Genomic DNA, 24,503 nt, shown 5'->3' with positions numbered 1-24,503 from the left:
GAAACATCATTATGGGAGAATTTTTTGTTAGAAGACCAATTGTAGCCATGGTAATCAGTATCATCATTGTGATACTCGGATTGCTGGCATTGCAAAAAACGCCAATATCACAATATCCAGATATCAATCCGCCAGTTGTAAAAATTAGTACCAAATTTACAGGAGCTAATGCTTTAAACGTAGAACAAGCTGTTGCTACTCCAATTGAACAAAAGGTAAATGGAGTAGAGCAGATGCTTTACATGAAATCTACCAACACATCAGATGGAGCTTGTACCATTGATGTTACTTTTGATGTAGGGACCAATTTGGATAATGCCAACATGCTTACCCAAAACCGTCAGGCACAATCGGCTCCTTTTATGCCGTCTAGTGTAAAACAACAAGGGGTAGTGGTAAAAAAATCACTATCGTTTCCGATGATGCTGTTTACCATCACATCTACCAACCCAAAATATGATGCCAAATTCTTGAATAATTATGCGAGCATCAATATAGTAGATCAATTGGCTCGTATAAAAGGAGTTGGTGAGGTTTCTCTTTTTGGAGGAAGCGACTATTCTATGCGTGTTTGGTTAAAGGCAGATGTAATGTCTAAATTGGGAATCACAGTTGAAGATGTAAAAAATGCACTGAACGCCCAAAATATGATTAGCCCCGGTGGGAAATTCGGAGCTGAGCCTGCACCAATGGGAACAGAGTTTACTTATGGTGTTACATTACAGGATCGCTTGGTTACTGAAAAGCAATTTGGCGAAATAGTTGTTCGAAGTAAGGAAGATGGCTCTCAGGTTTTGTTAAGTGATATATCCCGTATTGAATTGGGTACTGAAAACTACAGTTCTACTGCCCGACGAAACAGTTCACCAAGTGCGGTAGTTGCTTTATATCAAATGCCAGGAAGTAATGCGCTTGAAGTGGCTGGTTTAGCCAAAAAAGCAATGAAAGAAATGGCGGAGAAGTTTCCTCAAGACATTGCTTACCAAGAATCCTTAGATACAACACTTGCTATAACGGCAGGTGTTGAGGACATAGTTCATACTCTTTTTGAAGCCATTGTGCTCGTTATTCTTGTTGTATTTATATTTCTTCAAAACTGGCGAGCTACTTTAATTCCATTAATTACAGTACCCGTTTCATTAATAGGAACCATTGCTGTTTTTCCATTATTGGGATTCTCCATAAACACACTTTCGTTATTAGGATTAGTACTCGCAATTGGTATTGTTGTCGATGATGCCATTGTGGTGGTCGAGGCCGTGATGCATCATATTGAAAAGGGTAAATCTCCTCGGGAAGCAACGATACAAGCCATGCGAGAAGTCTCGGGTCCGGTAATTGCCATTGCACTTATTTTGATAGCCGTGTTTGTACCCGTTGCAATGACACCCGGTATCACAGGTCGTTTTTATCAGCAATTTGCCATAACCATTGCAGTATCTGTGGCGTTTTCGGCATTCAGTGCCTTGTCGTTAAGCCCCGCCCTTTGTGCTATGCTTCTAAAACCCACAAAACCAGTAGAAGAACAAACAGGATGGTTGGCTAAGTTTTTTGCAGGTTTCAATAGAGTTTTTGAAAAAGTTACTGGAGGTTATTTAAAAGGTGCCACTTTTTTTGCTAAAAAGGGAGCACGCATTGTCGTTTTACTCGTTGTAATTTTAGCGGCTGTCGCTTTATTGGGCAAAAAGATTCCAATAGGATTTATACCAGAAGAAGATCAAGGCTATGTCTTGGTTAATATTGCATTACCTCCTGCATCCTCTCTTCAGCGTACCGATGAAATTTCAAAAAAAGTTGATGGATTTTTAAAACAAGAAGAATCCATTCTATCTTATACTACAATTAATGGATTTAGTATGCTTACCAATTCCTATCAACCGAACAATGCTTTTATTTTTATATCCTTAAAGCCTTGGGAAGAAAGGGCTGAAACGGCCAAAAAATTGATTGACAGGTTGAATGCGAAATTTTCAACACAAATTACAACAGCAACCGTTTTTGCAATTGGACCTCCAGCGATTCAAGGTTTAGGAGCATCGGCAGGTTTTAGTTTAATGCTACAGGATAGAGGCGGAAACTCTGCGCAATATCTAGCTCAGCAAACACAAGCTTTTATTGCGGCTGCTCAAAAACGCCCAGAAATAAAAAGGATTTATACCACCTTTAATGCTGGGACACCTCAGATAAAGTTAGATATCGATAACGACAAAGCCATGAAATTAGGTGTGCCTGTTTCTAAGGTTACCGAAGTGCTGGGTACTTTTTTGGGAGGAAGTTATGTGAATGATTTCAACCGTTTTGGTCGTCAGTATAAAGTGTATTTGCAAGGTGATGCCGTTGACAGGTTGAAACCTGAAAATTTAAATAAAATTTACGTTAGAAATAATAACGGCGATATGTTGCCAATATCAACTTTGGTTACCGCTACAAAAGTTGCTGGACCTGATTTTACGAATCGTCTTAACTTATTCAGGGCGGCTGAAATAGGAGGAACCCCAAATGATGGGTACAGTAGCTCGCAGGCTATGGACGCATTAGAAGAAGTAGCTAAGGAAACTTTGCCTGCCGATATGAGTTATGATTATATTAATCTTTCCTATCAGGAGAAACATTCGCCAGGTGGAAGTTCAGTGTTTTTAATGGCATTGATTTTTGTGTTTTTAATTCTTGCTGCCCAATACGAAAGCTGGAAATTGCCTTTTAGTGTATTGCTTGGAGCACCTTTGGCGGTATTTGGAGCATTTTTAGGATTGTTTTTGGCAAGAATGGGTAGTGATGCCTATGTGAACAACGTGTTTGCACAAATTGGTTTGGTATTGCTCATCGGATTGGTGGCGAAAAATGCCATCCTTATCGTAGAGTTTGCCAAAGAAGAATATGAGAAAGGTAAACCGCTATACGATTCGGCAATGATAGCGGCAAAACTTCGTTTTCGACCTATATTAATGACAGCTTTTGCCTTTATACTTGGAGTTGTGCCGTTGCTTACGGCTACAGGCGCAGGTTCGCAAGCACGTATCGTAATGGGAATGGCAGTATTCAGCGGGATGTTAATAGCAACAGTTCTTGGAGTGTTAATTGTACCGGGTTTATATGTAATGATTGAAAATATCGGAAAAAAGAAGGTTGAGGTTGTAGCAAAGGAAAATAGTATGGATTCAAAAACTACAGAACATGATGAATAAATTAAAAATAGTAGTTGTCATTCTTACACTTGCAATACTTCCTGTGGGTTGTTTGGTAGTCCCTAAATATGAAAAACCAGCAGACCAAAATGCAGCCAGTTTTCATAATGGATCCGCAAATGTTGATACGTTGGCCTCGGTGGTCAATGTCAAATGGTTTGATCTTTTTAATGATGAAGTTTTAAAAAGGTTAATCTACAAAGGATTAGAAAATAATTATGACATGAAAATTGCCATGGCTCGTATAGAACGTTCCAGAGCAGAACTAGGATATACCAAAACGGATTTATTACCGGCCATTGGATATAGCGGAACAGTAAATAGCAATGAAAAGACTTTTATGCCTTCTAATGTGGCAGCTACTTTGTCTTGGGAATTGGATTTTTGGGGAAAAATACGCCATGAGAATAGAGCGGTTCAAGATGAATTACTGGCTAGCGAGGAAGGTCGTAAAGTCATTCTTTCTAATTTGGTAAGTGACATTGCGGTTGCTTATTTTCAGCTTCGTGATTTTGATAATCAGTTGATTGTAACACAAAAAACGTTGGAAACCAGACAAAAGGCATTTGACATCATTAATCAAAGGTTTTTAGCTGGATATGTTTCTGAAGTGGATAAAGTTCAAGTAGAACAACAAGTAGCAATTGCCGAAGCTGTAATACCTTCAATTAAGAGACAAATAACCGATCGTGAAAATACGATCTCAATCTTGTTAGGTGAGGCTCCCGGTGCAATTGAGCGTGGTAAAACAAATTATGAGCTTCAAGTGGCGAATACTATACCAGTTTCCATTCCGTCTATTTTGTTGAAAAATAGACCTGATGTAAAGCAGGCCGAAATGTATTATATGGCATCCAATGAAAGAATCGGAGTGGCACAAGCCATGCGTTTTCCTTCTTTTAATATTGCAGCTCTAGCGGGTTTTGCCAACAATGACGTGAGTGCTTTATTTAATGGTTCTTCATATTTACAAAATGCAAGTGCTAGTGTTGTAGGGCCTTTGTTTAATTTTGGAAAAAATAAACGAAGAGTAGACATCTACAGACAAATTGCTGAGGAATCAAGACTTTCGTATCAAAAGACTTGTATTGTCGCCGTTGCAGAAGTGGAGCAGGCCTTGCAAAATGTAAGAACTTACAAAGAAGAATGGACGGCTAGAAACAAACAAGTAATGGCAGCAAGGAAAAACTTAGAATTGTCTGATGCCAGATATTACAACGGTTATGTTTCTTACTTAGAAGTTTTGGAAGTGCAACGTTCGTTATTTGACGCCGAATTGAGTCTTTCTGAGTTAACCCAAAATCAATTGAGTTCCATGATACAATTGTATAGAGCATTGGGGGGCGGTTGGAATTAATTTTTTTTGTAAGCATAAAAAAACCACGCAAATTGCGTGGTTTTTGCTTTTATTTTATGCGCTTAGCAATACTCGTTGAAAGCATCTTTTAAGTTCTCAGCAATTGTTTCTGCTGGACGTCCTTCAATGTGGTGACGTTCTAACATGTGAACCAATTCTCCGTCTTTGAACAAAGCAATACTTGGAGAAGATGGAGGAAAAGGAAACATAAATCCTCTTGCAGCTTCAACCGCTTCTTTGTCTACTCCTGCAAAAACAGTTACTAGATTTGATGGTTTTTTTGCATTATCCAAACTCATTTTTGCTCCCGGACGTGCATTTCTAGCAGCACAACCACAAACAGAGTTTACTACTACAAGTGTTGTTCCTGCTGATTTTATGGCGCTTTCTACAGCTTCTACAGTATGTAATTCTTGAAAACCTGCCACTGTTAATTCAGCTTGCATTGGTTTTACCATTTCTTCTGGATACATATTTTTTATTTTAAGTTTAACTTTTAGTGCTGCAAAGTTACAAAGTTTAGTTGCAAGAACTTAATTTGAAGTATAAAGTTTTGTTATAGTTTGATTGCTATTGGTTTATGCCAATTGTATTCATTATTCTTTTAGCTTTTCTAATACCATTAAAAATCCTTTGGCAGGAAGGTAATTGCTTTCTTGAAAAACGATTTCATTTTGAGCATTCAAAACACAAATGGTTGGGTAAGTGGTTTGATTATTTATAGTTACCAGTTCATAGGCTAATTCGTGAATGCCTGTAGTATTGCCATTAGTTTTGAAAACGAATTTTCTAGAATTGAAAGTAATTGTCCGCTTTTCTTCGGCATTCAATGTTATAAAATAGAAGTTGTCGTTAAGCGTTTTAATAACCTCTTTGTTTTTGAAAGTGGTATTTTTCATCGCTTGGCAATACTTGCACCAATCAGTATGGACGAACACTATTATTTTTCGATTTTGATAGCGTTGTAAACTGTCAATTTGTTCGAAAGAATAGGTTTTCAATTGGGCAAAACCAGATGGAATCGCCGCAAAAACAAAGAATACTATGGCAACAATTTTTTTCATCTAATATAAATTATAACGCAACCCAAAGAAACCTCTAATTCCTTGATTTGGCCCGTAAACATAGGTAGTGTCAAAGGTTAATCCATATGGGTTTTGTGGTGTTACCAATACTTTTCCATTCGAATCGTATTGTACATTTTTGTCAAATGGATCCTCAGTTCTTGAAATCAGGAAGGGATTGTTTTGTTTTGGAGTAAAGTTAAGCAGGTTTTTTATTCCGGCATACAATTCAAAATTTTTCCAGCCTGCATAAGTAAATTGAATATTTTGTAAACTGTACCATGGCGAATTTGGATTTCTTGGGTCGGTTTCGCTTAATAGTGGTAGTTTCATCGGACTATATACATTTCCTGTGTAATCAATGGCTAAATTAATTGGATTAATTTTATACGAAACTGTCCAAGTACCGGTGAAATTCTCGGTTAAATAGGGTCTTGTTTTGATGCCTTTTTCTACATTGGAAACATCCATATAAGTAGCACCCAGTATAAATTTTAGTCCATTGGTAAAATTGATGTCCGTATTGCAACTGATTCCTTGGCTCAAAGCATAACCATCAATGTTGTCGTAAATAATTTTGTTTGGGTCAGTAGCATAATCAGATACAATTTTATTACTAAATTGAGTATAAAATGCAGTGGTTTCAATCCCTAAAAACGTACCATTATCAAAATAGACTTTCTTGATATAATTCAAATTGGCATTGACTGATTTTTCAGGATTCAGATTATGAGCAATCTCTACTTGGCGTGATCCAGTTAATGCGGCGTGATCTTCAGTAAACAAGTTGACTACTCTAAATCCCGTTCCTGCATTAAATCGGAGGATGTTATTTGCATTGATTTTTAATTTATAGGCAAATCGTGGCGTAACAATGTTTCCGTGTATGGAGTTGTAATCATATCTCAATCCCAATAATATTTTGTGCTTCTCGCTAAATGCAATTTCATCTTGAACAAAAATACCCGGAAGCCAAGTTTTTTCGGGATTGTTTTCGTTTAAAAGTGCTGTAGATTGTGTATTATCATCATAATAGGTATAACGCGATGCGATTCCTGTAAGTAAATCGTTTTTTCCTATTTTCTTGTCCCATGTAAGTTGAAGGAATGCAATTTTTTGATTCGCAATATAAGAGGTTGTCCCATAGCGACTGTCTTGAAAATGAACGTTTCCTGAAAAAGACAACATTAATTTTTCGGTAGTGGGTAATTGATAAGTCCCCAATAGTTCGCCTCTTTTGGTATAGATACTCTCGCCATAAATTTCATCTCCACCACGGTACTTTTTCTCCCAACGCACATCGCCACCCCATCTGTCCTCATACATACCGCGAACGGCAAGTGTGAATAACCGATTTTGAGCACGATTGAAATTCCATTTGTTAAAAACCGAAATTCTATTTTGTGCGGTTACATCTGTAAAACCATCGTTGTCATTATCAATTTTTTGATTGTAATTGTAGTAATTCAATCCTAATAGCGAAGTTGCTTTTTTACTAATATTAAATTTCACTCCCAAATCGGCATTGGTTTCCAGCCAAGAGGTTGTAAATACATCGGCAGAAAAGAGGGGCGCATTAGTTGGGTTTTTGGTAATAATGTTGATTAATCCACCCACGGCTTCACTTCCGTACAAAGAAGATGCTGGACCTTTTACAATTTCGATTCGTTCTACCAATGAATTCGGAATTCCAGACAGCCCATAAACAGTTGATAAACTACTAACGATAGGCATTCCATCAATCATTACTGAGGTATATGGACCTTCTAGCCCATTGATATGAATGTCGCCTGTGTTACAAACGCCACAGTTGAGCTGAGGTCGTACTCCGTTTACGTTTTGTAAGGCTTCGTAAATACTGGCAGTTGGGTTTTTCTTAAAAAAAACGGGAGTATAGACTTCAACAGGAACAGCACTTTCTAGTCTTTTTATAGCTTTTAAAGTTCCCGAAACTACGACTTCGTTCAGTTCATTATCTTCTGTTTGTAGTTCGAAATTCAGTTGTATTTGTTTTGCTACTTGTATGGAGATGTTTTTTCGTTGGGTTTTAAATCCCGCTGCCGAAACTTCTATTTTGTAATTCCCTTGAGGTACGTCCGAAAAGGCATAAATACCGTTATTGTCTGTTTGTTTTATATAATTCGTACCCAATATTTCAATAGATGCTTTTTCAATAGTAGCAGTTTTATGAGTAATCGATCCAGTAATTGATTTGTTTTCTTGTGAATAGGTAAGCTGAAGAAAAGAGAACGTAATTGTCAAAAATAAATATTTCATTTGTTTAAATTAATTTTTAGGCAAATCTAAAAAAAATATTTCAGAAGTATAAAGTTATTTTATATATTTGTTTTTTAAATGTTTAAAATGTCTAAATCACTAGAAGAAGTACATCAATCGGTCACTACACAAAATAAAACCACAGTATTCAGAAAAATATTAGCCTTTTTTGGACCAGCCTATTTAGTCAGTGTTGGCTATATGGATCCAGGGAATTGGGCTACAGACATAGCAGGAGGTAGCCAGTTTGGATATGCCTTATTGTGGGTGTTATTGATGAGTAATTTAATGGCGTTGCTGTTGCAAAGTTTAAGCGCTCGATTAGGGATTGTTACCCAAAGGGATTTGGCGCAGGCTTCTCGAGAAACTTATTCGAAATTCATTAATTATATTCTTTATTTCCTTGCCGAAATTGCTATTGCCGCCTGTGATTTGGCTGAGGTTCTAGGGATGGCCATCGGTATCAATTTATTGTTTGGAATCCCGCTGATTGAAGCAGTTATGATCACTGTTTTGGATACTTTTTTATTGCTTTTTTTAATCAATAAGGGTATTCGCAAAATGGAAGCGTTTATCATCGTACTCGTTATGATTATTGGATTCTCCTTTATATTCGAAATGATATTCGCACAACCCGAAATGGGGAAAGTGATTTACGGATTGATTCCTTCTTTGCCCAATGAATCGGCACTTTATATTGCCATTGGGATCATTGGTGCCACGGTAATGCCCCACAATTTGTACCTGCATTCCTCCTTGGTGCAAACCAGAAAATTTGACCGAAGTCCAGCGGGAATCAAACAAGCTATAAAGTATAATTTCATAGATTCAACGATTGCCTTAAACTTGGCTTTCTTTGTCAATGCAGCTATTTTAATTTTGGCGGCAGCCACATTCTATAAAAATGGAATGTTCGAAGTGGCCGAAATTCAAGATGCATACCGTTTTTTAGAGCCTTTATTGGGAACGAAATGGGCATCCACATTATTTGCGGTGGCCTTAATAGCTGCGGGACAAAGTTCTACGGTTACTGGAACATTAGCGGGGCAAATTGTAATGGAAGGCTATTTGAATTTACGTATTCAGCCTTGGGTTCGTCGAATCATTACGCGCTTAATCGCTATTATACCCGCCATCATTGTTATTTTGATTTTTGGCGAAAGCGTTACCGGAAAAATGTTGATTCTAAGTCAGGTAATTTTAAGTTTGCAATTGGGGTTTGCTATCATTCCGCTCATCCATTTTGTGAGTGATAAAAGAAAAATGAAAGGATTTCATATTAGTAGAACCACTCAAATTGCGTCATGGATAGTGGCTTTGATTATTGTTTCGCTCAACGCCAAATTGGTTTATTCAGAAATTCAAGGGTGGTTGGAAACTTCGGATAACCCATTAATTCTTTGGTTAACGGTAGTGCCTTTGGCAATTAGTTTCTTGATTTTATTGCTTTATATTGTTTTCGAACCTTTTGTAAGTAAGTCAAAACCAGACATTCAAAACCATTCTCCACATCACTTGGCTTTGAAGTTTTCTCCAACTGGAACGTATTCGAATAAAAATATTGCTGTTTCGGTTGATTTTTCTGCTGCGGATGAAACTGCTTTAAACCATGCCTTCGAATTGGGTGGAATGGATGCCAAATATACTTTGATACATGTGGTAGAAACTGTTGGAGCCATGATGTATGGTGATGAAGCCGATGATCATGAAACCTCCATCGATGAAACACTATTGCAAGAATATAAGGAAATGCTTTCGAAAAAGGGGTTTAAAATTGGGACAGAATTAGGGTTTGGGAATCCTACCAAAATTATCCCAACGATAATAAACAGCGGTAATTTTGATATTTTGGTCATGGGAACTCATGGGCATACGGGCTTGAAAGATTTAATTTTTGGTACCATAGTAGATAAACTACGCCACAAAATTTCTATACCTTTGTTTATTGTAAAGAATTAAATTAGCTATGAGTTTAGAGTGGGTAAATAGATTGCTAAAACAAACTGAAAATTGCTGTTTAGAGTTTAAAGTAGCTAAAAGTGAATTGCCATCTAATTTATTTGAAACTATTTGTGCTATGCTCAATCGTAGTGGAGGAAATATCTTTTTGGGTGTAAATGATGCTGGAGAAATAACAGGTGTAACTGAAAATGCTTGTGGCAAAATGATAACTGATTTAGTCAATTTATCCAATAACCCACAAAAAATCGACCCGCCTTTTATTTTGCATCCGCAAAAGCATATTCTCGACGGGAAAAGCATTATTTACATACAAATACCCGCTAGTTCACAAGTACATAAAACCGCAAATGCTGTTTTTGATCGAAGTGATGATGGCGATTTCAAAATAATTCAACCCAATAGAATTGCCGAATTATACAATAGTAAAAGAAATTATTATACCGAAAATATTATTTATCCTTACCTGAAATTCGAAGATTTTAAAGTAGAATTATTCCCCAAAATCCGGAATCTAATTAAAAGTAATAATCCAGATCATCCTTGGCTGGCATTAACCGATATTCAAATGCTCGAAGTAGCGGGTTTGTGGAAAAGAGATTTTCAAACTGGAGAAGAAGGATATACTTTGGCAGCAGCATTATTGCTAGGCAAAGATGTGGTTATTCAACAAATAGTTCCGCATTATAAAACTGATGCATTGGTTAGAATAAAAGACCTAAACAGATATGATGATCGATTGTATGTGCAAACCAATTTGATTGAAGCCTATGAATTGTTGATGAATTTCATTGCAAAACATCTTCCGGATGCTTTTTATCTAAGGGGTGACCAAAGGGTAAGTTTGCGGACTCAAATATTTAGGGAAATTATAGCAAACATATTGGTGCATCGCGAATATACTAATGCGCAGCCTTGCACAATGGTTATAAAAAAAGACCGAATAGAACTTGAAAACGCCAATAATCCCCACGGTTCGGGTTTGATAGATTCCAATAATTTTGCGCCATTTGCAAAAAACCCCTCTATAGCCAAATTCTTTATCCAGTTAGGTAGAGTGGATGAATTGGGTTCTGGAGTGTTGAATACCAGTCTTTTGGTTAAAGTGTATTCCAAGAAAAACATAAAACCTGAATTTATTGAAGGCACTACTTTTAGGACAATAGTACCTTTGCCAGATTTAGACGAAAGCAAAAGTAATGAAACTGCTAATGAAATGATAAATGAGGGAGCAATCGACAAATCTGAGGGTTCAATTTTGATAACTGTGGGAGTAAACGAAGAAATTGAGGGAACAATTGACAAAACTGAGGGAACAAATGGTAAATCTGAGGGAACAATTGATAAAACTGAGGGAACAAATGGTAAAACAGAGGGAACAAATGGTAAAACAGAGGGAGTGATAAAACAGGAAATAACTGGATTAGGAAAAGTACTCATGAGAAAACTATCGATCATTGTCGTGGCGATTGCTACTAATGAAGGTAAAAGAGTGCCAGATTACGCCTTAATTACTTCATTCACCGAAAAAAGTATCGAACGTTATTTGAAACAATTGAGTAGTACGGGTTTAATCGAATTTAAAGGAGAAGCCAACCAAACAGGAGGATATTATTTAACTCCAAAAATGAAACAAAAATTATTAGAAGCGAATTTATAGTAGGGATCTGAAAATCTAAAATGCTACCTCAGTTCACTATCGCTTGAGACATCAATAGCCAATCAACAATCTAAAATTCAATGACTTTTTCCGAAGAAAATTACCTAAAAGCCATATACCATCTTACCACTCGACTAGATAGTGAAGTTAGTACCAATGCCATTGCCGAGATGATGGAAACCAAAGCTTCCTCGGTAACCGATATGCTTAAAAAATTGGCCGAAAAGGATTTGGTAGATTATAAAAAATACCAAGGGGTTTCGCTAACTGAAAACGGAAAACTGGCTGCCAAAATGATCGTGAGAAAACATCGTTTGTGGGAAGTGTTCTTGGTCGAAAAACTGGATTTTTCTTGGGATGAAGTACACGATATTGCCGAACAACTCGAGCACATCAAATCTGAAAAACTCATCAACAAACTAGATGATTTTCTAGGCAATCCCACCGAAGATCCACACGGCGACCCGATTCCCGATGCATTAGGCCGGATGGTGACTATAGAAAAGCAATTGCTTTCGGAATTAATGGGGAATCAAACCGGAATATGTGTTGGAGTAAAAGACAATTCCTCCGATTTCTTGAAATACTTGGATAAACAACAAATTGGTTTGGGGTCTAAAATTGAAGTTGTGACTAAAGAAACCTTCGATTTATCCCTAAAAATTAAGGTAAACGGAACAGAATTGACTATTTCGAATAAAATTGCAAGTAATTTGTTTGTAAAAGTACTTTAGTTTTGATTAATTTTCGTTTTTTTTGATTCAAGATATTCTACTGAGGTATAATTTATTAAGTTTTCTTTGCTATATTTACATTGTTATCTTTAAAACGTAATAGTATGAAAATAAGAATTTTATCATTTTTAGTTATAGCAATTAGTTTGTCTAGCTTGACTGTTTTTTCTCAAACAGAGGGTGCTAGAGGAGAATTAGGGTTACCTGGTGATAATCTGGATCTTTATGCCGTTTTGGATCTTTTTCAAAAATCAAAAACTATTGAAGACTTTGAAAAGTCATTAAATGATGAAAAAACCAAAATAAATAATCTAGATTTAAACGATGATAAAAAAGTTGATTTTATCAAAGTGGAGACTAAGAAAGATGGAGATGATTATACTTTTATTCTTAGAGATCCGATAAGTAAATCAGATACTCAAGATATAGCTGTTATCATGGTTTCGAAAGACAAAAACAAAAAAGTGTCACTTCAAATTGTCGGCGATAAAGATTTGTATGGTAAGGATTATATTGTAGAGCCTAGTTCAACTGGGAATACAGGTGTTACCGCCAATCCGGCCTATAAAGGAGCAGAACCAGTAACTGTAAATGTGCCAGCCCCAACAACAATTGTAGTGGTAGAACAAGCGCCGATTGTGCAATATGTCTATTCGCCGATGTACGTGCCCTACTACCCTCCGTATTATTATGGTTTTTATCCAGCCTATTTTACGGCATTTTCGATAATGGCTGTGGGTATTTATCGCTCTAATCATTATTATTACCACGGTGGCGGTTACGGGTATCACAATACTACCATTATTCACAATACCAATAATTTTAATAATTATAATAATTCGCATAGAAACAGTTCGAATCGTGTGTCGCACAATAATATAAATTCCTCTAGGGATGGGAATAGAAACTCAGCTTCAACTCGAGACGCTAACAGATCCTCTGCTTCAACTCGTGATGTAAACAGGAATTCTGCTTCAACGCGTGACGCTAATAGTAATAGAGCTTCGGCTTCTACACGTGAAGGAAACAGGAATTCTGCTTCTGCGCGTAACGGCAATAGAGCTTCAGCTTCATCAAGACCATCTTCTTCAAATTCTATGGGTTCTTCTCGTTCTAGTGGCGGAGGGTATAGATCTGGCGGTGGCGGTGGCGGATACAGAGGAGGCGGCGGAAGCGGAAGAAGACGCTAATATCCAGCATAATTAATTTAAAAAGAACGGATTAAACACCTAAAAAAAACCTGATAATAGATTGTTATCAGGTTTTTTTTAGGTGTTAAAGGACTGTCTCAAATAGTTATAGGACTGTCTTTGTAGTAAGAGACGATGTTTTTTACTCATTGGGTAAGTCAGAGGTGCTCATGTCTCTTAGACAAACATATTTACCATCTTTTTTTACAAATAAGCTCATGTAGTTTCCGGAATTTACAATTGCATCAGTAGAATCAGCTATTTTATAATAACCAATTTCAACTACTTGCGCTCCGTCATTTGATGTAAAAACTTCGTTGGTTTTAAATGAAATTTTGTGGCCTACGGAAATGGTATCCCTATGGGCTTTTAAAAACTCAACTATTGCGGCTTTACCCACTATTGGTTGGCTGTTTTGTGGATAAGTTATGGCATCATCAGCATGATAGCCTATGTTTTTTACAATTCCGGCATTGTACGTATCTGCAAATTCATTTTCCTTGGCTTGAATCTCTTCTTTAATTTGGTTAGTGTCTATAACAGCTGCTATGGGTTCTTCTTTTTTGCAGGCAATTAATAATAACAATGCACTTGATACAACTATTCCTTTAATAAACATTTTTTTCATAATATTCAGTTTTTTTAAATTTAGGCATTAAGAGATTGATAATTAATGACATAAATTTAAGATAAATAAATGAAACGGAATGTTTTTTGTACTAGAAATTCGATTAATTAAGATCTATTTTGGGGTTGAATCATAGTAATGGATGCCTTTTTTAGACTTAAAGTGTAAAAGAGAGAAGTCTATTTTATAACTACTGCTCGAAAATAATCTGAAATAAATTTTTAAAAACAGCGAACAGAAGTTGATGCTTAATAATGAAACAAGCTCGTTTTGACAAGAATTGTTAAACGTTTTTAATTTTTAAAACAAATTAACTACACCCGCAATTATCACCACTTCCACAGTTTTTATCTGATTTTTTTTTGAAAAAAAACTTTCGAATCAAAAACGCAAGTGCCAAAATTAGAATAATAAAAGCTATTATTTCTTGAATCATAATACGCTATTTTAGGATTTGAAAAGCAATCAAAGCGACTACGTAAGCTAAAGAACTCATGAAAACAAGTTGACCGGCAGGCCATTTCCAAGAATTGGTTTCTTTTTTGGTTATCGCGAGGGTGCTGGCGCATTGCATGGCAAAGGCATAGAATAAAAGCAATGAGATGCCCGAAGCAAAATTAAATATCTTTTGGCCAGTTATAGGATTCACTTCTTCGGCCATTTTGTTTTTTATGGTGTTTTCATTGTCGCTTCCGCCCACACTATAGATGGTTGCCAAAGTACCTACAAATACTTCTCTTGCTGCAAACGAACTGATGATGGCAATGCCAATCTTCCAGTCGTAACCCAAAGGAGAAATTACAGGTTCTATGGTTTTTCCCATTAACCCAATATAGGAGTTTTCCAGTTTTTGCGAAGCGACAGCATTATTAAACTCAGTTGCGGATAGCGGATTTGCTTTGGTGTTTTCCAGTATTATCTTTTCGGCATTTTTAAACTGTTTACCGGGTCCGTATGAAGCCAAAAACCATAAAATAACAGATATGGCCAAGATGATTTTTCCGGCGCCAAAAACGAAGGCTTTTGTTTTTTCGATAACGTTGATGGCCACATTCTTGAACATCGGCAATTTATAGTTGGGCATTTCAACCACAAAGAATGTTTTGCCTTTTACTTTTAAAATAAGATTCAAAATATAGGCAGAGAAAATCGCCATTCCGAAACCAATAACATACAAAAGCATTAAGGTTAACCCTTGTATGTTTAAAATCCCTAAAACATAAGTGTCTGGAATGACCAATCCAATAATGATAGCATAAACAGGTAGTCGAGCCGAACAAGTGGTAAAAGGAGTTACGAGTATAGTTATTAAACGTTCTTTCCAGTTTTCTATGTTTCGAGTCGCCATAATGGCCGGAATAGCGCAGGCCGTTCCCGAAATTAAGGGTACCACACTCTTGCCAGAAAGACCAAATCGGCGCATAATTTTATCCATCAAGAATACCACACGACTCATATAGCCACTTTCTTCAAGTATAGAAATGAACAAAAACAAAAAGGCAATTTGTGGAATGAAAATCAAAATCCCACCTATTCCGGGTATTATTCCTTGCGAAATCAAATTGGTCAACACACCCGAAGGTAAATGTTCACTAGCCAAGGTGCTTAGAGTAGCAAAACTACTGTCGATAAAATCCATGGGGATTTTGGACCATTCAAAAATAGACTGAAAAATCACAAATAAAATGAGGAAGAAAATAACATACCCCCATATTTTGTGGGTAAGCACGCGGTCTAGTTTGCTACGAAAATCTTTGGCAACACTAGAATCTACTTTTAGCCCCTCTTTCAAGACGTCATTAATAAACTGATAGCGTTTGATGGTTTCTTTTTGTTGCAAGCGTTTCAAATCCGAATGCGATTTGGCAAAAGAGCCATGGATTTCATTGCGTTCCAAATTCAAAAAGTTTACATCTTGCGTTATGACCAACCACAGTTTGTATAACAACTGATGGGGGAAGGCGTGACGGAGACTATTGAAATATTCGACATCAATACTCGAAGCATTTAAGCAAGGTTCGCTTGAAATGGTTTTGTAACTAACAATCAAGTTTTTTAATTCCTCTATTCCGTGCCCTTTTCTGGAACTAATCAGTGCGATTTTGGTTTTTAAGTGTTCTTCAAGATAGGGGATGTCAAGAGTAATGCCTTTATGTTCCATTCTATCGGCCATATTAATGACTAAAATAGTAGGGACTTCAAGGTCTTTTATTTGAGTATAAAGGAGTAAATTTCGTTTCAGGTTCTCTACATCGGTAACTACTAGAGCTACGTCTGGATAGAGTCGGTCATTTTTATTCAGTAAAAGTTCTATAACAACACTTTCGTCAATAGAACTGGCGTTTAAGCTATAGGTACCGGGCAAATCAAGAATATTGGCTTTGATGTTGTTAGGTAGTTTGCAAAACCCCATCTTTTTCTCTACGGTAATTCCGGGATAGTTCCCAACTTGCTGGTTTAACCCTGTAAGTTGATTAAAAACCGAAGTCTTCCCTACGTTTGGATTCCCAATTAGAGCGACGTTGATGTTTTTTAAACTCATTTTTCTTTGTTTTTAATGAGTTCTACTTCAATCTGTTTTGCCGTTTCGATACGAATGGCAAGATGGGAACCATTAATATTCAAATACAAAGGGTCTCCAAAAGGAGCAATTTGAAGTAATTCGACTTCATTACCCGGCAAACACCCCATTTCTAGTAGTTTTAAAGGGATAACATCGATATCAAAATCCAGTATAGTGGCTTTTTGGCCTTTTTTGAGAGAATGTATCGTTGTTTGCAAAGCTTATTTAGATTCAATTAAGATTGCAAAAATACATTTTTTATTATAATTAAAGCTGATAATTATCAGTTTTACTCGTTTTTTTGTTTATCGATGAAATGTGTTTGGAGTGGTGATTATTTCCAAATTGCATCAAAGTCAAAAGTGACTTCACTGTTTTTATCAATCTGAAAAGTAGTTAGGTTAACTTGTTTATAGAGATTGTCAATTAATTCAAATACTTCAATGGTTTCTTTTGAAGAATCGACCATAATGTAATATTTCACCCCTTGTTCCCTGTATAAATCAAATTTGATTACTCGGTCTTTTTTAATAGACGAAGGGGAAATTATTTCTATAATCAAAGTGGGAGGTAATTCTAAAAAATTTTCTGAAGCTTTACCACAAACTATCATAATATCTGGGCGCACAACAGTTTCTTCATTAATTTTCCAGTCCAATTCCACAAATAATTCGCAATTACATTCAACACTATTTTTATCCATAGAATTGGATGCTTGAGTCAAAAGTTTTACTTGCAATTTACTGTGCTTTGGAGAGGCAGACGGTAAAAACTGTAACGGATAACCATCAATTAATTCCCAATCTTCTTTCCAGTTTTTATAATCGTCATAGGTATATCTCGGAAAATCGTATTTAGATTTCATATGTCGATATTTATTGTTTTTTATTGGTTATATGTAATTTGCATATCAACATTGGTTTTTTGCGACCAATTTTCGGTTATGCTCATTTCATAATCTTTGTTTTTACAAATTTAAGAAATTTTCATCACTGTAAATTTTAATTTTTTTCATCGGCAGTAAGCCAATTAATATCTTGTATCAATCGCTGTATGTCTTCTTTTTTGGTTCCATCATAAAAACCACGAACGCGTCTTTTTTGGTCTACCAAAACAAAATTTTCGGTATGCACCATGTCATACAACTCTTCTGGTTTTCCCAATTTTACGGCCAAATAGGATTTTCTGGCCATGGTGTAGATTTCTTTTTTATCGCCAGTGACTAGATTCCACTTTCCGTCAATGACACCGTATTTTTTCGCATAGGCCTTTAATGCTGGAACACTGTCGGTTTCTGGGAAAACGGTGTGTGAAAGCAACATTACTTTTGGGTTGTTTTGGATTGCTTTTTGCACATCGACCAAATTAGTGGTCATTTTGGGACAAATTGAACCACAAGTGGTAAAGAAAAAGTCGGCTACGTATATTTTGCCTTCATACTCTTTTTGAGTAATGGTTTTTCCGTTTTGGTTCACAAAAGAGAAATCGGCAATGGTGTGGTATTTGCTAATGTATTGTACGGTACTGTCCACCAATTCTGGGTTCACATCGGCTGGATTATAAATAGGCAATGTTTTACTGGGTTTTAAAGCCGAATAAAATAAGTAAAGCGTTATAATAGAAAAAATGAGGATGACACCAATATAAACTCGGTATTTTTTTAAAATAGATAACATAATTTTAATTTGGGGCAAAAATACAAAATGGAATGGCTCTTTTGAAATATTTAACAAAATGGAATTATTTCAGTCCTTTTATTTGTGAAATATTATTGATACGTTTGTAATAACTTATAAATCAATAATAAAAATGAATAATCTATTAACCAAACGGCTTATTTTTGCAATTCCTGCATTTATTTGGATTTCAGAAAGCCAAGCTCAAACGGATGTAAAAACAGCAGAACCAGGGATTAATGTTTCGTATATGGATAAAAACACGAAACCTAATGATAATTTTTTCCATTTTGTAAATGGAACGTGGCTAGATAAAACTGAAATTCCAAGTGATCGAACTTCTTGGGGTAGCTTTAACGAGTTGATAAAAAAAACGGACAAAGATGCTATGGCTATTCTGAAAGAAGCTGCAACTAATCCAATTTATAAATCGAATACAGATCAAGGGAAAGCAGTTAATTTTTTTAAATCGATTACGGATACGGTTGCCCGAAATAAGCAAGGAATTGCTCCTTTGAAACCTTATTTGGCAAAAGTGGATAAGGTCAAAAACATTCAAGATTTACAAAAACTTTTAGTAGAGTTTGAGACTTTGTTACCTAGTGGCTTTTTTGGATTGCAAATTGGAGCTGACGAAAAAAACAGCAATAAGAACTCCGTTAGTTTAGGTATTGCTAGATTGGGTATGTCGGATAAAGATTACTACTCTTCTAATGAAAAAGATGCCAAAGAAAAACGGGAGAAATACGAACTTCACGTGGCAAGGATGATGCAATTTATTGGCGAAAATCCAGCACAAGCTAAGGTAAGTGCTGCTAAGATTTTAGCGTTAGAAACAGCATTATCTAATCCTAGATTGGATAGAGTAGAGAGCAGAGACAGTCGTTTGCAATACAATCCGATGACCGTTGCAGATTTGCAAAAAATGACTCCTGCAATCAAATGGGATGCTTATTTTTCTGAACTTGGGTTAAAAAAATTAGATACCATTATCGTTACTCAGCCTAGATACATGAAGGCTTTGCAAACCGTTTTCTTAGAAAATAAAGTCGAAGACTGGAAAGAATACATGAAGTGGACGATTCTTAATGCATCGGTAGGAGAATTATCAACTGATATAGAATTAGCTAGTTTTGATTTTTATGGTAAAACATTAACGGGGGCTATCAAGCAAAGGCCTAGAGAAGATAGAGCTTTGCAAAACGTAAACAGGACGATAGGCGAGGCTCTAGGGAAGTTGTATGTTGAAAAAATGTTTCCAGCCGAAGCTAAAGCAAAAGCCGAGAAAATGATTCAAAACGTAATTTTAGCGTACCAACATCGTATTGAGAATTTGACTTGGATGTCGCCTGAAACAAAAATAAAAGCGATTGAAAAATTAAAAAAAATTACTGTCAAAATAGGTTACCCAGATAAATGGAAAGACTATTCGTCCTTGGTAATTAAAAGTGCTGATGAAGGCGGTAGCTATTTTGAAAACATGAGAAATTTTTATCGTTGGAATTATCAAGAAGATTTGGCAAAACTGTCTAAACCAGTAGATAAAACAGAATGGGGAATGTCTCCTCAAACGGTGAATGCTTATTATAATCCGTCTTATAATGAGATCGTATTTCCAGCAGCTATTTTGCAACCCCCATTTTACAATTATCAAGCAGACGAAGCCGTAAATTATGGTGGAATTGGAGCTGTTATTGGTCATGAAATCTCTCATGGATTTGATGATGCTGGTGCGCGTTACAACGCCGATGGGAATCTTGTAAACTGGTGGACAGACGAAGATTTAAAACAATTTACGGCTTTAGGAACTGCACTTGCAGATCAATACAGCGCATTAGAACCGCTTCCTGGAATTCACGTAGATGGTAAATTTACCCTTGGAGAAAACATTGGGGATTTAGGAGGTATAAATGCTGCTTATGATGGTTTGCAATTGTATTTAAAAGCAAACGGAAATCCTGGGTTGATAGATGGATATACTCCTGAGCAACGTTTCTTTATTTCTTGGGCTACTGTTTGGAGAACAAAAATGCGTGATGAAGCCATAAAAAGCCAAGTAAAAACAGATCCACATACTCCTGGAATGTACCGTGCTTATGTGCCAATTCAAAACGTTGATGCTTTCTATCAAGCATTCGATATAAAACAAGGCGACGGAATGTATATCGCTCCAGAGAAAAGAGTTAAGATCTGGTAAGATTCTATTGAACTTAAAATAAAAATCCCATTTGTCTAGATTAGGCAAATGGGATTTTTTATTAAGCAGATATAAAATAAACAACGACTCCTTAAGCTTCGGGAAGAAAAGGTTAACCATATAAGAAATGTAAGAAAACATAAGTTATTGTTTTTTGCATTCTAGCTTAAACTGCCTTATATTTCTTACATTGTTAAAATTTAATGCTGTCTATTTTAGAATATAGCCTTGCAAACTAACTAATCTCCGTTATAGGTTCATTACTGTTTTTCTTTTTTCGCATCGCATAATTGATCAAATACAATCCGATTAAAGTTACGCTTCCGCCAAATACAATTGCGGTGGTTAACGGCTCTCCAAAAATAAAAGAACCCAAAACAACGGCTACAATCGGGTTGATATAGGCATAGACACTACTCAATTCGGTAGGGAGTTTTTGCAAGGCATAAATAAAAGCAATAAAGGTCAATACCGAACCAATGAGTACCAAATAGGCAATTGACCACCAAGAATTAGCAGGAATTTCTGAAAGTGGAATGCTAGCACCCGTAGCGCCTACAAAGGAAAAAAGGAAAATACTAGAGATAAACATTTGCAATCCCAAACTAAAATACGGGTTGAAACTAGCCGCTTTTTTCTTGGTATATAAAGTTCCAAAAGCCCAAGTAATCGTTGCTGCTATCGAAAGCAGGATACCAAATTGAAAGTCGGGTTGTAAAAAATCGAGTAGGTGTTCATAAAAGATAACGCAAACCCCTCCAAAACAAACCAAAATTCCCAAAACGGCCAATTTAGTAATTCTTTCGCCTTTAAAAATGCTGATAAATACGATCCAAACAGGAACCATCGCTCCAATAATGGCGCCCAATCCACTGCTGATGTATTTCACACCCCAAGTGCTGAGTCCGTTGCTACAAACAAAATTAAGTAAGCTAAGAATGATGATGCTTTTCCATTGATTGCCTTTTGGCCAAGGTGTTTTTTTGAATAAGAAAAAGCTAAGATATAATGCTCCCCCAATAAATTGCCTAATAGCTGCGAGTTGTAATGCTGGCATGTGCTTGACTCCTTCTTTGGAAGCCAACCAAGTAGTCCCCCAAAAAAAGCTTACCCAGCACAAAGCCAAAATGGGTAATCCAATGGCATTAACTCTAGACTTAAAAATGATTTTTATTTTTGTTCTCAATTTATAATTCGGTTTTAATAAAGGCATAACCCAAAACGTTTTCTACTTTGTCACTCAAAATCAGTTTTCCATTAGAAGGTTTGGAGTGATCAAATCGAGGTAAAGGTAAGGCTAATTCGGTTGCTTTTTGTGTATAATAAGTTTCTCTTGAGGGATGAAAAGGACTGACACCGTTGTAGATTTCGTTCCAAGAATCTGTAGCTATGATTTTTAAGATTATCCCAATGCAATCTTCCTGATGGATAAAGTTGATGGGTGCTTCTGGATTATCGAGGTTTTCTTTTCCTGCCAAAAAACGAATCGGATTTCGGTCTTCGCCAATGAGTCCGCCAAAACGAAGAATCGTGGTTTTGAAATTTGGATTGTTTTGCAAAAGTGTTTCGGTTTCTAATAATTGTTTACCGCTTTCGGTATCGGGTTGTGCGGGTGTTTCTTCGGTTATCGTGCCATTGGCTTCGCCATAAACCGACGTTGAACTCACAAAAAGCACGTTCTCAATCGTAGATTTTTCTATATACGGAATCAGGGGTTTTATCTTTTCTACAAATGGTTTCCTGAGCGAAGCCGAAGGGGCATTCGCAGTTGAAGAATCACTATTTTTCCCTCTCAATTGAGGCGGGATATTAATAACCAATGTTTTACTTCCGTTAAAGAAATCTTCAATAGCACCTGTTATCCTTTTGCTGTCAAGCGCCCCTTCGACTGCGCTCAGGGTAATTAAAAAAGGATCAATGCCCAATGCTTTCAATCCAGAAATTTTGCTTTCGGATGTAGTTGAACCCTTTACAGAAAACCCATTTACTATTAAGGCTTTCGCCAAAGGCAAACCCAACCAACCGCAACCTAATAGGCTTATTTGTGTCATTTTTTATTTTTTGATGCTCATTATAAATCCAGAAAAAAGCGCACTTTATCTATGCCTGTTCCACCGATACGATGGTAAAATTGAATCGCCATTTCGTTGAATTTAGGAGTCTGCCATTGTATGTTGATGCAATTTTTATCCATTGCAATCTGTTTTAATTTTTCGATTATAGCTTCGCCAATTCCAAAACCTCGAACTTCCTCTTCAAGATACAAACAATCCATATACATAAAAGTGGCGGCATCCCAAGTCGAAAAATCAAAAGTATAACTCGCATACCCAACGATTGTTTCATTGGCTTCGACGACCAAACAAAATAATTTGGGTTGCTCAGAAAACACAGCTTTTTTAAGTCCGTCTTCTTTTCCAATCGGATTAAAATTGGCTCGTTCGTAGTCAGCATGTTTTTGACATAAATTGACCACTGCATTTACATCCGTTGGTTGGCAATCGCGTATTAAATAGTTCATTGCAAATTGATTTCGGTTTGTAAAAAGCCTATAAAATGATTGAAATAATCTGGGTGTTCCTTTTCAGCCCTAATAGCGATGAAATGTTTTCTTTTCAGCCCGTTTTTGCCAATTTTTATGGCTTTTATAGAGCTGTTTTTTAAATAAGGTTGCAAAGCCCATTTTGCTATAGACATGACGCCCATATCGGCTTTAACCATTTCGATAGAAGCTTCGGTAAGGGGCAATGCCGTTATTTTTTTAGGCGTTATATTGGCAGGCGCCAAAACCAATTGATGAATAGTAACGGTTTCCATCGGTAGCGAATGAATGATTAAATGCTCATTGGCAAAATCTTCGGCAACCACATATTTTTTGTTGACCCAAGGATGATTTTCAGCAACCGCCATCACGATTTCATCTTGAAAAAGTTCCAGATATTTTATTTTGTCGTTTTTGATTTGGTCACTGACTATTCCAATGTCGATTACATTATCCAGCAGTTTTTGTAGTGGATAATGAGTGGCTTCGGTTACAATTTTCAATTCAACATTTGGGTACAAATGATGAAATTGCTTTAAAACAGAAGGCAACCAATGGTAACTGGAAAAGCATTCGGTGCTGATTCTGATTTCGCCAAATTCCCCGAAAACCATTTGTTTGATTTGGAGTTCTGTTTCCGAAATTTTATCGAGAATTTCATTTGCAATTTCATATAATTTCTCGCCTGCTTTGGTCAGAATCAGTTTTTTATTCGTTCTCAAAAATAGGGGTGTACCCAATTGATATTCGGCTTCTTTGAGTTGATGGCTCAAGGCCGATTGCGTCAAATGCAGTTTGTCAATCGCCTTTGTAATGCTCCCTTCTTCGACAATCGTCTTAATCAATCTTAAATGTCTGATTTCCATTTTTGAGAATTATTTTCACAAAGGAACAAAATTTATACTTGCTTTTAGATGAAAAGAATTCATGAAATAGATGAATTCTTTTCGTTTTTATCACATATAAAGTTAACCTAATTTTGGATTATTAAACAACCTAAAAAAATCTAAATGGAAGCGCAAAGAAAACACTATGAAAACAAATTGGCATTCGAAATGGATCCGTCCGATTTGTTTGATGCCTTGAATAATGGCGAAAAGATAATCGCTCTCGATACCCGAAAAGCATTTGGATTTGAGGCAGAACATATTCCCAATGCCATTAATATTCCGCATCGCGAAATGAGTCTGGAAACTACCAATCATTTGGACAAAGGCGTTTTGTATGTAACCTATTGTGATGGAATAGGCTGCAATGCTTCTACAAAAGGCGCTTTGAATATGACCAAATTGGGCTTTAAAGTAAAAGAATTAATAGGCGGAATCGAATGGTGGAAATTTGATGGTTACGCTACCGAGGGAACAAAAGGAAATAAAGCAGGATTGAAATTGGAATGTGCTTGTTGATGGAATGAAATTAAGCGTTAGTTGTTATGTTATCGAAAAATTCTGTAAACAAAAAAGAATTCATA

The 24,503-nt window shown here is 36.3% G+C and carries 21 protein-coding genes; 8 read left to right on the top strand and 13 right to left on the bottom strand.

The window, feature by feature from the left end; translation table 11 throughout:
- Positions 1-11: 11 nt before the first annotated feature.
- Positions 12-3,185, top strand: a complete 3,174-nt coding sequence (locus tag FNW52_RS14210) for an efflux RND transporter permease subunit (RefSeq protein WP_143378111.1) — start codon at positions 12-14, stop codon at positions 3,183-3,185.
- Complete coding sequence (locus FNW52_RS14205; RefSeq protein WP_143378110.1) at positions 3,175-4,542, top strand: efflux transporter outer membrane subunit; 1,368 nt, start codon at positions 3,175-3,177, stop codon at positions 4,540-4,542. Before FNW52_RS14210 ends, FNW52_RS14205 begins: the two co-directional genes overlap by 11 nt.
- A gap of 62 nt (positions 4,543-4,604) precedes the next feature.
- On the opposite strand, the gene FNW52_RS14200 is transcribed toward FNW52_RS14205, so the two are convergent.
- The 3 genes from FNW52_RS14200 to FNW52_RS14190 form a co-directional block, all read right to left on the bottom strand.
- The gene (locus FNW52_RS14200) at positions 4,605-5,015 is read right to left on the bottom strand and encodes a BrxA/BrxB family bacilliredoxin (RefSeq protein ID WP_143378109.1); all 411 of its coding nucleotides are present in this window, start codon (positions 5,013-5,015) and stop codon (positions 4,605-4,607) included.
- Positions 5,016-5,138: 123 nt separating this feature from the next.
- Complete coding sequence (locus tag FNW52_RS14195) at positions 5,139-5,606, bottom strand: thioredoxin fold domain-containing protein (RefSeq protein ID WP_143378108.1); 468 nt, start codon at positions 5,604-5,606, stop codon at positions 5,139-5,141.
- Complete coding sequence (locus FNW52_RS14190) at positions 5,607-7,883, bottom strand: TonB-dependent receptor (RefSeq protein WP_143378107.1); 2,277 nt, start codon at positions 7,881-7,883, stop codon at positions 5,607-5,609.
- An 87-nt stretch (positions 7,884-7,970) separates the two neighbouring features.
- Between FNW52_RS14190 and FNW52_RS14185 the strand changes: the two genes are divergently transcribed.
- The 4 genes from FNW52_RS14185 to FNW52_RS14170 all read left to right on the top strand — a co-directional run bounded on the left by FNW52_RS14185 (position 7,971) and on the right by FNW52_RS14170 (position 13,426).
- Positions 7,971-9,842 (top strand): Nramp family divalent metal transporter, encoded by a 1,872-nt coding sequence (locus FNW52_RS14185; RefSeq protein WP_143378106.1) that lies wholly within the window; start codon positions 7,971-7,973, stop codon positions 9,840-9,842.
- 7 nt (positions 9,843-9,849) lie between these two features.
- The gene (locus FNW52_RS14180) at positions 9,850-11,502 is read left to right on the top strand and encodes an RNA-binding domain-containing protein (protein ID WP_143378105.1); all 1,653 of its coding nucleotides are present in this window, start codon (positions 9,850-9,852) and stop codon (positions 11,500-11,502) included.
- Between the two features lie 80 nt (positions 11,503-11,582).
- Positions 11,583-12,236, top strand: coding sequence for a metal-dependent transcriptional regulator (locus FNW52_RS14175; RefSeq protein ID WP_143378104.1), 654 nt, complete (start codon positions 11,583-11,585; stop codon positions 12,234-12,236).
- A 104-nt stretch (positions 12,237-12,340) separates the two neighbouring features.
- Positions 12,341-13,426 (top strand): hypothetical protein, encoded by a 1,086-nt coding sequence (locus tag FNW52_RS14170; protein ID WP_143378103.1) that lies wholly within the window; start codon positions 12,341-12,343, stop codon positions 13,424-13,426.
- A 142-nt stretch (positions 13,427-13,568) separates the two neighbouring features.
- Here the strand turns inward: FNW52_RS14170 and FNW52_RS14165 are convergent, their stop codons facing one another.
- The 6 genes from FNW52_RS14165 to FNW52_RS14140 form a co-directional block, all read right to left on the bottom strand.
- Positions 13,569-14,054 (bottom strand): DUF4440 domain-containing protein, encoded by a 486-nt coding sequence (locus tag FNW52_RS14165; RefSeq protein WP_143378102.1) that lies wholly within the window; start codon positions 14,052-14,054, stop codon positions 13,569-13,571.
- Positions 14,055-14,364: 310 nt separating this feature from the next.
- Entirely contained in the window at positions 14,365-14,490 is a 126-nt protein-coding gene (locus FNW52_RS14160) for a FeoB-associated Cys-rich membrane protein (RefSeq protein ID WP_185965990.1), read from the bottom strand.
- 6 nt (positions 14,491-14,496) lie between these two features.
- Positions 14,497-16,596 carry a ferrous iron transport protein B gene (feoB, locus tag FNW52_RS14155; protein ID WP_143378101.1) on the bottom strand — a complete coding sequence of 700 codons (2,100 nt, stop codon included), beginning with the start codon at positions 16,594-16,596 and terminating at the stop codon, positions 14,497-14,499.
- Positions 16,593-16,835 carry a FeoA family protein gene (locus FNW52_RS14150; RefSeq protein ID WP_143378100.1) on the bottom strand — a complete coding sequence of 81 codons (243 nt, stop codon included), beginning with the start codon at positions 16,833-16,835 and terminating at the stop codon, positions 16,593-16,595. Before FNW52_RS14150 ends, feoB begins: the two co-directional genes overlap by 4 nt.
- A 116-nt stretch (positions 16,836-16,951) precedes the next feature.
- Positions 16,952-17,482: a Uma2 family endonuclease gene (locus FNW52_RS14145; protein ID WP_143378099.1), complete on the bottom strand. Its 531-nt coding sequence runs from the start codon at positions 17,480-17,482 to the stop codon at positions 16,952-16,954.
- A gap of 136 nt (positions 17,483-17,618) precedes the next feature.
- Positions 17,619-18,293 (bottom strand): SCO family protein, encoded by a 675-nt coding sequence (locus FNW52_RS14140; protein WP_143378098.1) that lies wholly within the window; start codon positions 18,291-18,293, stop codon positions 17,619-17,621.
- 133 nt (positions 18,294-18,426) lie between these two features.
- Here FNW52_RS14140 and FNW52_RS14135 point away from each other — a divergent pair, with 133 nt between their 5' ends.
- Positions 18,427-20,490, top strand: coding sequence for a M13 family metallopeptidase (locus FNW52_RS14135; protein WP_143378097.1), 2,064 nt, complete (start codon positions 18,427-18,429; stop codon positions 20,488-20,490).
- A 235-nt stretch (positions 20,491-20,725) separates the two neighbouring features.
- On the opposite strand, the gene FNW52_RS14130 is transcribed toward FNW52_RS14135, so the two are convergent.
- The 4 genes from FNW52_RS14130 to FNW52_RS14115 are packed head-to-tail and all read right to left on the bottom strand — an operon-like array spanning position 20,726 to position 23,898.
- Entirely contained in the window at positions 20,726-21,676 is a 951-nt protein-coding gene (locus tag FNW52_RS14130) for a DMT family transporter (RefSeq protein WP_255515603.1), read from the bottom strand.
- A 1-nt stretch (position 21,677) separates the two neighbouring features.
- Positions 21,678-22,541, bottom strand: a complete 864-nt coding sequence (locus tag FNW52_RS14125) for an SDR family NAD(P)-dependent oxidoreductase (RefSeq protein ID WP_143378095.1) — start codon at positions 22,539-22,541, stop codon at positions 21,678-21,680.
- Between the two features lie 20 nt (positions 22,542-22,561).
- Positions 22,562-23,011, bottom strand: a complete 450-nt coding sequence (locus tag FNW52_RS14120) for a GNAT family N-acetyltransferase (RefSeq protein ID WP_143378094.1) — start codon at positions 23,009-23,011, stop codon at positions 22,562-22,564.
- Entirely contained in the window at positions 23,008-23,898 is an 891-nt protein-coding gene (locus FNW52_RS14115; protein ID WP_143378093.1) for a LysR family transcriptional regulator, read from the bottom strand. The genes FNW52_RS14120 and FNW52_RS14115 overlap by 4 nt, the downstream gene beginning before the upstream one ends.
- A 144-nt stretch (positions 23,899-24,042) precedes the next feature.
- Between FNW52_RS14115 and FNW52_RS14110 the strand changes: the two genes are divergently transcribed.
- Positions 24,043-24,438, top strand: a complete 396-nt coding sequence (locus FNW52_RS14110) for a rhodanese-like domain-containing protein (RefSeq protein ID WP_143378092.1) — start codon at positions 24,043-24,045, stop codon at positions 24,436-24,438.
- Positions 24,439-24,503 lie beyond the last annotated feature (65 nt).

It is taken from the genome of Flavobacterium sp. ZT3R18, from assembly GCF_007097385.1.
Taxonomy (GTDB): Bacteria; Bacteroidota; Bacteroidia; order Flavobacteriales; family Flavobacteriaceae; genus Flavobacterium.
This window is presented reverse-complemented; position numbering and strand designations above follow the sequence as displayed.

Bases quoted from the DNA above. Each gene is read 5' to 3' on its own strand.
- FNW52_RS14210 (WP_143378111.1), top strand. From the start codon at position 12: ATGGGAGAATTTTTTGTTAGAAGACCAATTGTAGCCATGGTAATCAGT.
- FNW52_RS14205 (WP_143378110.1), top strand. From the start codon at position 3,175: ATGATGAATAAATTAAAAATAGTAGTTGTCATTCTTACACTTGCAATA.
- FNW52_RS14200 (WP_143378109.1), bottom strand. From the start codon at position 5,015: ATGTATCCAGAAGAAATGGTAAAACCAATGCAAGCTGAATTAACAGTG.
- FNW52_RS14195 (WP_143378108.1), bottom strand. From the start codon at position 5,606: ATGAAAAAAATTGTTGCCATAGTATTCTTTGTTTTTGCGGCGATTCCA.
- FNW52_RS14190 (WP_143378107.1), bottom strand. From the start codon at position 7,883: ATGAAATATTTATTTTTGACAATTACGTTCTCTTTTCTTCAGCTTACC.
- FNW52_RS14185 (WP_143378106.1), top strand. From the start codon at position 7,971: ATGTCTAAATCACTAGAAGAAGTACATCAATCGGTCACTACACAAAAT.
- FNW52_RS14180 (WP_143378105.1), top strand. From the start codon at position 9,850: ATGAGTTTAGAGTGGGTAAATAGATTGCTAAAACAAACTGAAAATTGC.
- FNW52_RS14175 (WP_143378104.1), top strand. From the start codon at position 11,583: ATGACTTTTTCCGAAGAAAATTACCTAAAAGCCATATACCATCTTACC.
- FNW52_RS14170 (WP_143378103.1), top strand. From the start codon at position 12,341: ATGAAAATAAGAATTTTATCATTTTTAGTTATAGCAATTAGTTTGTCT.
- FNW52_RS14165 (WP_143378102.1), bottom strand. From the start codon at position 14,054: ATGAAAAAAATGTTTATTAAAGGAATAGTTGTATCAAGTGCATTGTTA.
- FNW52_RS14160 (WP_185965990.1), bottom strand. From the start codon at position 14,490: ATGATTCAAGAAATAATAGCTTTTATTATTCTAATTTTGGCACTTGCG.
- feoB (WP_143378101.1), bottom strand. From the start codon at position 16,596: ATGAGTTTAAAAAACATCAACGTCGCTCTAATTGGGAATCCAAACGTA.
- FNW52_RS14145 (WP_143378099.1), bottom strand. From the start codon at position 17,482: ATGAAATCTAAATACGATTTTCCGAGATATACCTATGACGATTATAAA.
- FNW52_RS14140 (WP_143378098.1), bottom strand. From the start codon at position 18,293: ATGTTATCTATTTTAAAAAAATACCGAGTTTATATTGGTGTCATCCTC.
- FNW52_RS14135 (WP_143378097.1), top strand. From the start codon at position 18,427: ATGAATAATCTATTAACCAAACGGCTTATTTTTGCAATTCCTGCATTT.
- FNW52_RS14125 (WP_143378095.1), bottom strand. From the start codon at position 22,541: ATGACACAAATAAGCCTATTAGGTTGCGGTTGGTTGGGTTTGCCTTTG.
- FNW52_RS14120 (WP_143378094.1), bottom strand. From the start codon at position 23,011: ATGAACTATTTAATACGCGATTGCCAACCAACGGATGTAAATGCAGTG.
- FNW52_RS14115 (WP_143378093.1), bottom strand. From the start codon at position 23,898: ATGGAAATCAGACATTTAAGATTGATTAAGACGATTGTCGAAGAAGGG.
- FNW52_RS14110 (WP_143378092.1), top strand. From the start codon at position 24,043: ATGGAAGCGCAAAGAAAACACTATGAAAACAAATTGGCATTCGAAATG.